At 48.0% G+C, this 12,832-nt stretch carries 9 protein-coding genes; 8 read left to right on the top strand and 1 reads right to left on the bottom strand.

Annotated elements, in window-relative coordinates; genetic code table 11:
- The first annotated feature begins 173 nt into the window (after nt 1-173).
- The 5 genes from nirB (H2R00_RS12590) to cobA all read left to right on the top strand — a co-directional run bounded on the left by nirB (H2R00_RS12590) (nt 174) and on the right by cobA (nt 9,087).
- Nucleotides 174-2,468: a nitrite reductase large subunit NirB gene (gene nirB / locus H2R00_RS12590; protein WP_182069287.1), complete on the top strand. Its 2,295-nt coding sequence runs from the start codon at nt 174-176 to the stop codon at nt 2,466-2,468.
- A gap of 1 nt (nt 2,469) precedes the next feature.
- Nucleotides 2,470-4,629, top strand: coding sequence for an assimilatory nitrate reductase catalytic subunit NasC (gene nasC / locus H2R00_RS12585; RefSeq protein WP_182069286.1), 2,160 nt, complete (start codon nt 2,470-2,472; stop codon nt 4,627-4,629).
- Between the two features lie 114 nt (nt 4,630-4,743).
- The gene (gene nirB / locus H2R00_RS12580) at nt 4,744-7,164 is read left to right on the top strand and encodes a nitrite reductase large subunit NirB (protein ID WP_182069284.1); all 2,421 of its coding nucleotides are present in this window, start codon (nt 4,744-4,746) and stop codon (nt 7,162-7,164) included.
- Nucleotides 7,165-7,194: 30 nt separating this feature from the next.
- Nucleotides 7,195-7,515 carry a nitrite reductase small subunit NirD gene (nirD, locus tag H2R00_RS12575; RefSeq protein ID WP_154995651.1) on the top strand — a complete coding sequence of 107 codons (321 nt, stop codon included), beginning with the start codon at nt 7,195-7,197 and terminating at the stop codon, nt 7,513-7,515.
- Between the two features lie 111 nt (nt 7,516-7,626).
- Nucleotides 7,627-9,087 (top strand): uroporphyrinogen-III C-methyltransferase, encoded by a 1,461-nt coding sequence (gene cobA, locus H2R00_RS12570; RefSeq protein WP_182069282.1) that lies wholly within the window; start codon nt 7,627-7,629, stop codon nt 9,085-9,087.
- 25 nt (nt 9,088-9,112) lie between these two features.
- On the opposite strand, the gene H2R00_RS12565 is transcribed toward cobA, so the two are convergent.
- Entirely contained in the window at nt 9,113-9,793 is a 681-nt protein-coding gene (locus H2R00_RS12565; protein WP_182069280.1) for a GntR family transcriptional regulator, read from the bottom strand.
- 227 nt (nt 9,794-10,020) lie between these two features.
- Between H2R00_RS12565 and H2R00_RS12560 the strand changes: the two genes are divergently transcribed.
- The 3 genes from H2R00_RS12560 to tsaA all read left to right on the top strand — a co-directional run bounded on the left by H2R00_RS12560 (nt 10,021) and on the right by tsaA (nt 12,683).
- Entirely contained in the window at nt 10,021-11,661 is a 1,641-nt protein-coding gene (locus tag H2R00_RS12560) for an SLC13 family permease (protein WP_154995658.1), read from the top strand.
- A gap of 146 nt (nt 11,662-11,807) precedes the next feature.
- A complete protein-coding gene (locus H2R00_RS12555; protein WP_182069278.1) occupies nt 11,808-12,203 on the top strand; it encodes a 3-hydroxyacyl-ACP dehydratase FabZ family protein in 396 nt (131 codons plus the stop codon).
- A gap of 15 nt (nt 12,204-12,218) precedes the next feature.
- Nucleotides 12,219-12,683: a tRNA (N6-threonylcarbamoyladenosine(37)-N6)-methyltransferase TrmO gene (gene tsaA, locus H2R00_RS12550; protein ID WP_154995662.1), complete on the top strand. Its 465-nt coding sequence runs from the start codon at nt 12,219-12,221 to the stop codon at nt 12,681-12,683.
- Nucleotides 12,684-12,832: the final 149 nt, after the last annotated feature.

Here is a 12,832-nt window from a genome sequence, read left to right as displayed (position 1 = left end):
AAAATGTTGAACTTTAACATCGCGGCCAAAGCCGTTGAATCGTCATCAATGGGTGCTGGTCAAACCGTCCTGTTTCTAAATTTTTTTGTCAGGAAATGTAACAGGTTAGAACGCTTTAGCGATGCAATGTGAAATAATAATCCAGAGCAAAGCTGCAGAGGGGAGGGGAGAAAATGGGGAAACAAAGGTTAGTTTTAATAGGAAACGGCATGGCCGGAGTTCGCATGGCCGAAGAAATTTTACAACACGGCGGGAACCGGTTTGAGATCGTCATCATCGGCAGCGAACCACACCTCAGCTATAATCGGATTCTGCTGTCTTCTGTCCTGCAGGGGGAAACGGATTGGAACGACGTGATGACAAAAAGCCGGAGCTGGTATGAAGAAAACGGGATTACACTTTATACAGGGGAAACGGCTGTCGCAATCCATACGGTTAAACAGACGGTGGCGACAGATCAAAACCGTGAAATCGCTTATGACAAACTGATCATTGCGACGGGCTCTTCCCCGTTTATCCTCCCGGTTCATGGTGCAGACAAAGAAGGGGTATATGGTTTTAGAACAATAGACGATTGCCGGGCATTTATAAAGGCATCAAAGCGGTTTGAAAAAGCGGCCGTCATCGGCGGGGGAATTTTGGGCCTTGAGGCGGCGCGAGGATTGGCAAACCTCGGGATGAAGGTTGATGTGATTCACCACTCTTCCTGCATCATGCAGAATCAGCTCGATCCGCCGGCATCTGCCATGCTCCAGAAAGAGCTGGAGCGTCAAGGGATCCATTTACTTTTGGAGAAAGATACAGAGGCGATTTTAGGGACATCCCGCGCCGAGGGTGTGCGGTTTAAAGACGGGACGAAGATCAGTGCCGATCTCATCGTCATGGCTGCCGGTGTCAGACCGAATATCGAACTGGCCAAGGCAAGCGGTATTTCAACCAACAGGGCGATCATTGTCAGCGACTATATGGAGACAAATGTGCCAAATGTCTACGCCGTCGGTGAATGCGCGGAGCATAACGGAACGGTCTATGGCTTAGTCAAGCCATTGTATGAACAGGGGAAAGTGCTGGCCAAACATATTTGCGGCCTCGAATGTGCCGGTTATCAGGGCTCTGTCCAGTCTGCAACTTTAAAAATGTCCGGCATCGACGTCTTTTCGGCAGGGAAAATCACAGAGGACGACTCGACGACAGCTATTAAACTCTTAGACGAAGCGGCAGGAGTCTATAAAAAAGCGGTCTTTCAAGAGGATAAAATGGCCGGCGTCATTTTATACGGAGACACCAGCGGCAGCCAAAGGCTGTTGGAAAGCATTATCAAACAAAGGGATATTACTGTTGTCAAAAAAGAGCTGTTTCAATCGGAAGAAGACAGTTCAGTCGCTTCTATGGCGCTTGGTGAAACGATCTGCCAATGCAATGCGGTTTCAAAAGGTGCGATCATGGAGGCCATACAGAGGCACGATTTAAAGACGGCCGAGGAGGTCAAACACTGTACAAATGCTTCCGGGTCATGCGGCGGCTGCAGGCCGATGGTCGAGGAACTGCTGCTCCATACCGCCGAACAGGATGGTCACGTATCTGCGGCGGAACAACCGATGTGCGCCTGTACTTCATTCATGGAAGATGAAGTCGTGAACGAAATACAGATAAGAAATCTTTCTTCCGTTCACGAAGTCATCTCAGTGCTCGGCTGGAAAAATAGCAGCGGATGCCAGATTTGCGTGCCCGCGATTCACTACTATTTAAAAATGATCCGTCCGGACAACACCGATGAGGAGCACGAAGAGGAGACGGATACACTGATTCCGCAAATGTACGGAGGCCGAACGAATGCCGAAGAGCTGAAGCGCATTGCCGGAGTGATTGAAAAATATCAAATTCAAGAGGTGTACATGACACACCATCAGAGATTAAAGCTTGCCGGCATCAAGCCGGAGCATATAGAGCGCGTGAAAGAAGAACTCGGCATGCCGTATTGCCTGCCGCAACAGCAGCGGATCGCCGCGGTTAAAACGTGCCCATGCGGATCACCGCAGATTCAAACATTGGCAGCAGACTTGGAAAAAGCAGCAGAATCCCTCCTCATTCCGGCAAAGGTCTCGATCGGGGTGTCGGGCTGTTTGGACGATTGCGTGTACGCTTCAGTTCATGACATTGGACTTCTCAAAGTAAACGGAGGATGGGAGATTTATGCGGGCGGCCAGGGAGGACAGCATGCTTCCCCGGGAGAGCTGCTTTCAGTAGCCGACTCGGCGGAGGAAGCGGGGGAATTCATGAAAGGCCTGCTTCAATATTACCGCGAAACAGCAAATTATCTCGAGAATATCGGGCATTGGATTGAACGCGCCGGCATCATTCATATTCGGGAAGTTTTATTTGACAACGGACTTCGCGGCCAGCTGATCGAACGGCTTGAAAAAGAGAAGCGGCTGGCTCAGCAAGAAACGATAAAAGGGCTGATGTGAATTGACAGAACGATTGCTAAAGTACTTTCGCACAAAGCAAAAAGAGGTGCAATCCGAAAAAACGTATGACACCCAATGTCCATTTTGCAGCATGCAGTGCAAAATGCAGCTCATTGAACAGACGATTGTGACAAGAAAAAAATACACGGCGGTCGGAAAAGACAATCCGACGACAAAAGGGCGGCTGTGCATGAAAGGGATGAACGCCCATCAGCACGCGTTTCATTCAGAGAGAATCACCCATCCGCTGATCAAAAAAAACGGCGAATTTGTCCGTGTGTCATGGGAAGAAGCGCTTCAGTACATCAAAGAACAAGTAACAGCGATCCAGCATGAAGATGGCCTCGATGCTTTGAGTGTATACGGCAGCGCGTCCATTACAAACGAAGAAGCGTATTTGCTCGGGAAGTTCGCCCGCGTCGCCTTGAAGACGAAGCATATTGACTACAACGGCAGGCTTTGCATGTCGGCAGCCGCCACAGCTGCAAATCAAACCTTCGGAATGGACCGGGGGCTGACAAATGCCCTTTCCGAGATCCCCCATGCAAGGGTCATCATCCTTGCTGGTACGAATATCGCAGAGTGCCAGCCGACGATCATGCCGTATTTTGAAGAAGCGAAGCAAAATGGGGCTTACATCATTGTCATCGATCCCCGCGAAACGGCAACGGCCAAGATTGCCGACCTGCATTTAAAAATCAAGCCTGGGACTGACGCCGCGCTCACAAACGGAATGCTGAAAATCATCATTGAAGAACAGCTGACAGACGAAGCTTTTCTCAGAGATAGAGCGGAAGGTTTTGAAGAGGTCAAGCGCCATGTGACGTCTTTATCACTTGAAGAAATTTCGGCCAAAACCGGGATACACATCGAGCAGATCAAAAAAGCTGCGGTAAAATTCGCCCGCGAGGAGACGGGAATGCTGTTCACGGCAAGAGGGGTTGAACAGCAGACGGACGGAACCGCTGCTGTCAGAAATTTACTGAATATTCTAATATCAACGGGGAAAATCGGCAAATTTGCGTGCGGATACGGCGCTATCACCGGGCAAGGAAACGGGCAGGGCGCGCGGGAGCACGGGCAAAAAGCAGATCAGCTGCCCGGGTACCGTTCGATTGAAAATGAAGACGACCGCGCCTATATTGCGGATGTTTGGGGCATAAGAGCTGAAGACCTTCCGGGAAAAGGTGTATCCGCTTATGAAATGATGGAGAAAGTTCATGAAGGCGACATTACCGGCATGTTTTTAATGTGTTCAAACCCTGTTGTATCCAGCCCGAACGCCGGCTTTGTCAAATCCGCTTTGGAAAAATTAAAGTTTTTTGCCGTCGTTGATTTGTTTCTTTCTGAAACGGCAAGGCTCGCAGACGTCATTCTCCCCGCATCATCCTATCTCGAGGACGAAGGAACGATGACCAATCTGGAAGGCAGAGTAACATTAAGGGAAGCTTCAAAGCCGTGCCCCGGTGAAGCGAGGCATGACTGGCAAATTATTTGCGATATCGCTGCAGCGCTTGGAAAAGGCCGTTATTTCTCATATCGATCGGCAGAGGATGTTTTTAATGAATTGAGAAAAGCGAGCCGCGGCGGAATTGCCGACTATTCGGGCATCACTTATGAGCGCCTGAGAAAGGAAGGCGGCATTTTATGGCCTTGTCCAGAACAGGGGCACCCTGGGACACAGCGCCTGTTTGAATCATCCTTTGCCCACCCGGACAAAAAAGCGAAAATGTGCGTCGTCCCGAACGAACCAAAGATCAAAAAAGATGAACCGACTGAGGATTACCCCCTTTTTCTGACGACCGGAAGGGTGATGTCTCACTATTTAACCGGCGTACAGACGAGAAGGAGCGCTGCGCTCAAGGCAAGACACTTTGAATCATTTATGGAAATCCATCCGAAAACGGCCGAAAAGTATAACATTGGCGACCGGGTGCTGGTCAGGGTGGAATCAAAAAGAGGCAGCATCATTGTCAGGAGCAAATGGTCGGAAGCCATCAGGCCGGATACCGTATTTGTACCCATGCATTGGGCGGATTCGCAAAATGTGAACGACTTGATAGCGGAAACGCTAGATCCGTCTTGCAGAATGCCGGGATTTAAGGTTTGCTCCGTAAAAATTCGTCCGTCAGTTGACAATTTTGTGAATAAATTGTCATAAAAAGTCATAAAAAGTTTACAAAATTAACTATAATTTGTGATAGTTTTAAAGATGTAAATAGAATACTTGTTTAGGGCGTATAGTGAATTGTTTTGAAAAAAGGGGAGGATCATAGTGAAAAAAAAGCAGCTTGTCCTTGTAGGGAACGGTATGGCCGGGGTCAGGGCCATTGAAGAAATTCTTAAAATTTCAAACGAAGAGTTTCAGATCACGATTTTCGGAAACGAACCGCACCCAAACTATAACCGGATTCTTCTTTCCAAAGTGCTTCAAGGAGATACGGATGTTAAGGACATTACACTGAATGATTGGGATTGGTATGAAGAAAACGGGATTCGGCTGTATACAGGTGAAGAAGTCGTTAAAGTTGATCCGGAGTCCAAAACCGTCATCACGGATACGGGAAGAGTCCAGCCGTATGATGAACTGATTTTGGCGACAGGTTCTCTCCCTTTTATTCTGCCATTGCCCGGAGCGGATAAAGAAGGTGTAACAGCTTTCCGTGATATCAAGGATACGGATATCATGCTCGAAGCTTCCAAAACGTACAAAAAAGCAGCCGTTATCGGCGGCGGGCTGCTGGGACTGGAAGCAGCGCGCGGACTTCTCAACCTTGGCATGGATGTTACCGTTATCCACCTCGCGCCATATTTGATGGAGCGTCAGCTAGATGCAACCGCAGGACGGCTTTTGCAAAAAGAGCTGGAAAAGCAGGGCATGAAATTTTTACTGGAAAAGCAGACTGAAGAAATTTACGGAGAAACACGTGTCGAAGGCTTAAAATTCAAAGACGGCTCAACACTTGAAGCCGATTTGGTCGTCATGGCGGTCGGAATCAAGCCGAACGTTCAGCTCGGCAAAGATTGCGGCCTTCCGGTAAACAGAGGAATCGTCGTCAATGATTACATGGAAACCGAAGTTCCCAACATTTACGCTGTCGGAGAATGTGCGGAACATAGAGGCATTGCCTACGGACTTGTCGCGCCTCTTTATGAACAGGCAAAAGTGCTCGCCAAAAAAATCTGCGGCGTTGAAACGAATCCGTATGAAGGATCTGTTTTGTCAACCCAGCTGAAGGTTTCCGGTGTTGAGGTCTTTTCCGCCGGCGACTTTAATGAGGATGACGGAGAAGACAAAAAAGCGCTCAAAGTGTTTGACGAACAGGACGGTATCTACAAAAAAATCGTTCTGCACGGCAATCAGGTGATCGGCGCCGTACTGTTCGGAGACAGCAGCGAAGGAAACAGGCTGTTTTCCATGATTCAAAAAGGAGCGGATATTTCTGATACTTCTAAAATTTCAATCTTGCAGCCTTTAAATCAGGAAGAAGGCATGAGCTTGACTGCTGCGATGAGCGACGATGAGATCGTGTGCGGCTGCAACGGTGTTTCGAAAGGAATGATCATCCAGGCGATTAAAGAGCAGGGATGCACGTCTACGGATGAAATTAAAGCCTGCACAGGCGCATCACGCTCTTGCGGAGGTTGTAAGCCGCTTGTTGCAGAGATTCTCCAGCATACGCTCGGCTCAGAATTTGATGCTTCAGCACAAAAAGAAGCGATTTGCGGATGTACAGACCTTTCAAGAGACGAACTCGTGGCTGAAATCAAAGAAAAAGGGCTGACCCATACGAAAGAAGTCATGAACGTGCTCGGCTGGAAAACGGCGGAAGGCTGTTCCAAATGCCGCCCTGCGCTTAACTATTACCTCGGCATGATCAATCCGAAGGAATATGAAGATGAAAGGGAATCCCGCTTCGTCAATGAACGGATGCACGCCAACATTCAAAAAGACGGCACATATTCAGTCGTACCGCGGATGTACGGCGGGGTTACCAATTCGAATGATTTGCGGCGCATCGCTGATGTCGTCGACAAATATGAAATTCCTCTAGTGAAAATGACCGGCGGCCAGCGGATCGATCTGATCGGCGTCAAAAAAGAAGATCTTCCGAAAGTATGGGCTGATCTTGACATGCCTTCAGGATTTGCTTACGGAAAAACGCTCAGAACTGTAAAAACGTGTGTAGGCGAACAGTTCTGCCGCTTCGGTACGCAAGACTCAATGGCCCTCGGAATTGACCTTGAGAAAAAATTTGAAGGGCTCTACACACCTCACAAAATTAAAATGGCGGTTTCCGCTTGTCCGAGAAACTGTGCTGAGTCCGGCATTAAAGATATCGGCGTCGTCGGCATCGACGGTGGCTGGGAAATTTACGTCGGTGGAAACGGAGGCACGCATTTGCGCGCAGGCGATCTGTTAATGAAAGTCAAAACGGCGGAAGAAGTTATCGAAATCACAGGCGCATATCTCCAATACTATCGTGAAACAGCCAACTATTTAGAGCGGACATCTGCATGGGTCGAACGTGTCGGCTTGTCCCACGTCCAATCCGTATTAAATGATAAAGAAAAACGCAAAGAGCTGAATGACCGCATCAATCAAGCGCTGTCTGTCCATAAAGACCCATGGAAAGACTTTTTGGAAGACGAAAAGACAACAAAACAGCTATTCGAAAATGTTGTCACTTCTTAAAATGAGAAACCAACTTGAGGAGGAATTCACATGGTGAACAAGAACTTAACAAAGGTATTTGTTTCGAAGATCGGGGATTTGCCGAATCAGCTTGGGAAGACAGTGCTTATCGAGGACAAGGAAATCGCGGTATTCAAGCTTTCAAACGGCAGCGTCCGTGCGATTGAAAACCGCTGCCCCCACAAAGGGGGCGTGCTTGCCGAAGGAATGGTGAGCGGCGAATTCGTCTTCTGCCCGATGCACGACTGGAAAATCAGCCTTGAAGACGGTAAAGTCCAAGAGCCTGATACAGGGTGTGTTCAGACATACGAAACGGTCGTTGAAGGCGAAGATTTGTATATCGTTTATTAAACGGCTCAAAGACATGTATTGTCAAAAGCCTTAAGGGTCGCTGAACGTGATCCCTCTTTATTAAAAAAACAAACGCGCTTACAGAATCGGCAGATGGAAGGATGACAGTTGATGGGGAATGGGAAAGTATATTTTGTCGGGGCCGGACCAGGCGATTCAGGATTGATCACATTAAAAGGAAGAACACTGATCGAGGCGGCGGATGTCATATTGTATGACAGGCTCGTCAATTCCCGGCTGCTTGAGCATGCAAAAGCATCATGCGAATTTGTCTACTGCGGCAAGCTCCCGGACCGCCATTATATGAAACAAAGTGAAATCAATGCACTGCTCATTGAAAAGGGCCTGAAAGGCCTCAAAGTGGTCCGGCTGAAAGGAGGAGACCCGAGCGTGTTCGGCAGAGTCGGAGAAGAAGCGGCTGCCGTCAGCGAACACGGCATCCCGTACGAAATGGTGCCCGGCATTACATCGGGAATCGCCGCGCCTCTTTATGCCGGACTGCCTGTGACCCACCGCGATTTCGCTTCATCCTTTGCCGTTGTCACCGCTCATGATAAATCGGGCAAACCGGAAATGAATTGGGAAGGGTTGGCCAAAGGCGTTCAAACCCTCGTCTTTTACATGGGGATCAAAAACCTTGGTTATATATGCGAGCAGCTGATGAAACACGGCAAGTCCCCTCTTGTTCCCGCGATGGTCATCCAATGGGGCACATGGGGCCGGCAGCGGAGCGTTAAAGGGACATTGCAGAATATCAGGGAAAAAATAACCGAGCATCAAATCAAAAATCCCGCGATCATCGTCATCGGCGACATCGTATCATTCAGGCAGAACAGCTGGTTTGAAGAAAAGCCTTTGATCGGGCTGAACATCATGGCAGTCAAAAGCTGTGAAGAAGAACGAATTCCAGTGGAGGCGCTTCGTGAACAAGGCGCCGAAGTTGTTGAATGGCCGAAATGGAACTTAGCCGAAGCGGTGCCTGACAATGCAGTTTTAGATCGAATTGCCTCTTTTGACAGCCTGCTGTTCACCTCAAGTGCGTCACTGCGAAGATTTTTCAGCCGGCTTGCCGCTTTGAAGATCGATGTCAGGGAAATGCGCGGACGGCTCTACGCTTCAGATCAGCATGTAAAAGCAGCTCTTGAAGAACGGGGATTTGCCGCTTTTCTACAAACGGAAATGCCGATCTCGGGCAGCTGTTTGCTGATCGGCAGCAGGGAAGCCGTGCAACATCAACCGCGCTCCGGGTGTGAGGTATTGATTACACATGACAGGATGATCGACAATCGCTTTACATCGATCATTAAACGGGAATTCGATGAATTTCCTGTTGATGTAGTGATGTTTGGGAATCGAACATGCGTCGATCTGTTCGTCAACGAGGCGGAGACAATCGGCCTCCGTCCGGAAAAAGCGGCTGCCCGTCTTCAGGCGGTCTGCCTCACCGAAGAAGCGGGGAATCGGGCTGCAGCAGTCGGGTTTAAGCATGTTCATGTCGTGAATGAACGCGATCGTCTTCCGGATGTCATCAAAGGGATCAACCGAACAGCCGAATTTGTCTGTCAGATCTGAAAAAAGCAGGGGAAACCCTGCTTTTTTAGCGTGCGGCACTGCTTCCGAACAACACCTCTTTTAAGTAGCAAAGGTCTGCCTCTATATGCTTCCTCATTGATTCTGCCGCTTTTGCATCATTTCCGTCCTGCATGTGACTAAGAATCTCCTCGTGCTGATTGATGATGTCAAGGGTGCGTTCCGGTTTTTCAAGGTTCTTGCTCCGGTAGAAAAAGGTCAGCGACCGCAAATCAAGCAGCTGTTTTTGCAGGCGTTCGTTTTCGCTCGCTTCGATAATGACATCATGAAATCGCGTATTTAGACGAAGCAGAGCATTGGCCGACTCCGGACTTTGGCTTTCTTGATGCTTATGCGCTTCAGAGAGCGTTTCGGAAATGAGCGCCAGTGTTTCATTTGAAGCAAGGCGGGTCGCTAATGAAACGGCCAGTGATTCGAGCGCCTGGCGGCATTGGTATATTTCTTCAAGGTCTTTGATTGTCGGTTCATAAACTGTAATTTTTGATTTATCATCTATCAATAACAGGCCTTCTTGTTCAAGTGTCCGAATTGCCTCCCTGACGGGGCTGCGGCTCACTTGCAGCTCCTTGGCGATTTTGGATTCATAGATCCGTTCGCCTGGCTGATATCCTCCTTTAATAATCATATCTTTTAAATAATGATGGACTTGATCATGATAAGAGACTGCACGTTGGATCGAAAACTTCACGCTGTTCACCTCGTTTATTTTTCACTGCGGAAATCACTAATAGTCTAGCAAAAAGAGAGAAATACTATCAACCTATAATTACCATAATATTGAGTATTTTGTGACAAAAAAGTGTTGACTGCCATTAGCTGTCCGTTATAATTAAGTTATAACTGTCGACAGTCGGCAGCTTACTTTTTGATTACTATTGTAAGCGCTTTATCGATAGAGGGGAAGGGGGATTTTTTATGAAATCAAGCGTTGTGTCAGCATGGGATATGCTTTGGAGATCACACCGGGAAGCAAAGAGGCTGCTTTTGTTTGCCATGCCTGTCAGAGCGGGAAAAGATGCCGGTTTAAAGATCAAGTCGGCGCAAACCATGAAGGAAGAGAAGCCGCCGAGCTATAAAACGCCTCAAAAAATCGGGCTGCTGCTTGGTCCTGCATTGTTTTTCGCCGTCCTTTTGTTCTTTTTTCCCGAAGGTCTGAGCTATGAAGGAAGAATGGTATTGGCGACCACTTTGTGGGTTGCGGTTTGGTGGATTACGGAGGCTGTTCCGATTCCGGCTGCATCATTGCTGCCGATCGTGCTGCTTCCGCTGACCGGGGCGCTGGAAGGGGCAGCTGTCACGTCAAGCTACGGCGATCCGATCGTCTTTTTATTCTTAGGAGGCTTCTTGATTGCACTTGCGATGGAGCGTTGGAATCTCCATAAAAGGATCGCGCTCAATATCATTTCTGTAGTGGGTACGAGCACTTCAAGGATCGTCCTCGGTTTTATGGCGGCCACAGGGTTTTTGTCGATGTGGGTCTCAAATACGGCCGCGGTCATGATGATGCTTCCGATTGGAACCGCTATCATTCACCAGGTATCAGCCGTCATGAAATCTGAAAGAAAAGATTTAGCCGGAGAAGAAGCAAAATTTTCAAAAGCGCTGATCTTCAGCATCGGGTATGCGGGGACAATCGGCGGACTTGGTACACTGATCGGCACGCCGCCGAACATTATTTTGGCCGCCAATATTAAAAAGCTGTACGGAGTTGAAGTGTCTTTCGGTGGATGGATGGCTTTTGCCGTTCCGGTCGTCGTCATTTTGCTTGTAGCGGTATGGCTGTACTTGACGAAAGTGGCGCATCCTATCAAGATGAAGGAGCTTCCGGGCGGAAAAGAATTGATTCTCGAAGAAAAAAGAAAGCTCGGAAAAATGAGCTTTGAAGAATCGATGGTTCTGCTCGTCTTCGGGTTTGCCGCGTTTATGTGGGTGACGAGAACGTTTTTATGGGATGACAAAATACCGGGTATTGACGATACAATGATTGCGATATTCGCGGCTTCAATGCTCTTCTTGATCCCTTCGCTCAATAAAGGGGGCAGGGTATTAGACTGGTCAGTATCGAAGGACTTGCCGTGGGGGATTCTCCTTTTATTCGGAGGAGGCTTGGCGCTCGCGACTGGCTTTAAAGAAACGGGTCTGGCGGAATGGATCGGCGGAAGGCTCACGGTATTGGATGGATTTAACTTTGTGATCATTGTCGTTATCTCAGCGGCATTGGTGCTGTTTTTGACGGAGATTACGTCGAATACGGCTACGGCGACTATGATTCTGCCTGTACTGGCCTCGCTCGCGTTAGCGCTGAATGTTCATCCGTACGCATTAATGGTGCCTGCTGCAATGGCGGCAAACTGCGCCTTCATGCTGCCGGTCGGCACGCCGCCGAATGCGATTATTTTCGCATCGGGCAAATTGAAGATCAGTGAGATGGTTCGAACCGGCTTTATCATTAATATTTTCACACTGATTTTAATCGTCGGAGCTGTGTTCTACATTCTTCCACATTTATGGGGAGTGGATCTGACCGTCTTCCCGGACAATCTGAAATCGAATTAATGAAGCAAAGCCGGAGCTTAGGCCCCGGCTTTTTGTCATGGTGGAATTTGTGAGCGTTCAGCAGCTATTTCATTCTGTGTCATCGCGCTAAACAAAAGAGAAAAAAATGAAACTGCGGTATAATCATGTAAAAAAGGATGATCAGCGTGAACAACTCTGTACTGCCGCATCGATACCCGTTTCTATTCATTGACCGTGTTGTAGAAAGCGAGCCGGGAAAATGGGTGAAAGGATATAAATTCATAACGGAAAACGACTGGTTTATTACGGAAAACCAAAAGGAAATGCCATTTTCCATCATCATTGAAGCGCTGGCACAGACCGCTGCATTTACTGCGCTCAAAGACCCGGCTGAGATCGGTTTTCTGTCTTCGGTGAAAAATGCCGAATGCACCGGCAAGGCTGTTGTGGGAGACAAACTTGATCTATACTTTGAAGTTTCCCGCTATAAACGGGGGTTTTTATTCGGTAAAGGAACCGCATCAGTAAACGGAAAACCTGCAGCGAAAGCAGAGATCGGGATTTTTATGGAAGCGAAGTGAAAGCGGGGGATAAAATTGATAGAAATAAAGCCTGTCGCGTTTGTGAAAAACTTGCGGATTTTGCCGAAGGATGATCATTGGGGCGATGTGATTTCTGAAATTAAATTAGCTGAAGATATCCATCCAGACGCTTTAAAAGGGATCGAAGCATTTTCCCATTTGGACATTATCTTTTACTTTCATCAAGTAAAAGAGGATCAAATACAATATCAGGCGAGGCGCCCGAGAAACAATAAAAACTATCCTGAGACAGGCATTTTCGCTCAGCGCGGAAAAAACAGGCCGAACAGGCTCGGCGCGACTGTTGTCACCCTCCTTGAAAAATCGGAGAGCAAGCTTGTAGTGAAAGGGTTGGATGCGATTGACGGAACACCTGTGATCGATATCAAACCGGTGATGAAAGAATTTCTCCCGAAAGGGCAAATCATACAGCCGAAGTGGTCGGAAGATTTGATGAAAGCATATTGGCATGACAGCTGATTGATAGAAAAAAACCTCTCAACATTTTTTGAGAGGTTTTTATGCTTTTACGATAAAAAAGAAGGATATCAGACCAATCTTGAAGATCGGAAGTCCCATGAATTGTGCCCAATCGGCAAACAAAGTGAAAGCGCTTTATTATATGATGA

Source organism: Bacillus haynesii (assembly GCF_014042035.1).
Lineage (GTDB): Bacteria > Bacillota > Bacilli > Bacillales > Bacillaceae > Bacillus > Bacillus haynesii.
The sequence above is the reverse complement of the archived record's forward strand: the minus strand, read 5'-3'. Positions and strand labels throughout refer to the sequence as shown.

What these genes read in the sequence shown, in the direction of transcription:
- nirB (WP_182069287.1), top strand. Translation starts at nt 174, where the DNA reads ATGGGGAAACAAAGGTTAGTTTTAATAGGAAACGGCATGGCCGGAGTT.
- nirD (WP_154995651.1), top strand. Translation starts at nt 7,195, where the DNA reads ATGGTGAACAAGAACTTAACAAAGGTATTTGTTTCGAAGATCGGGGAT.
- H2R00_RS12560 (WP_154995658.1), top strand. Translation starts at nt 10,021, where the DNA reads ATGAAATCAAGCGTTGTGTCAGCATGGGATATGCTTTGGAGATCACAC.
- cobA (WP_182069282.1), top strand. Translation starts at nt 7,627, where the DNA reads ATGGGGAATGGGAAAGTATATTTTGTCGGGGCCGGACCAGGCGATTCA.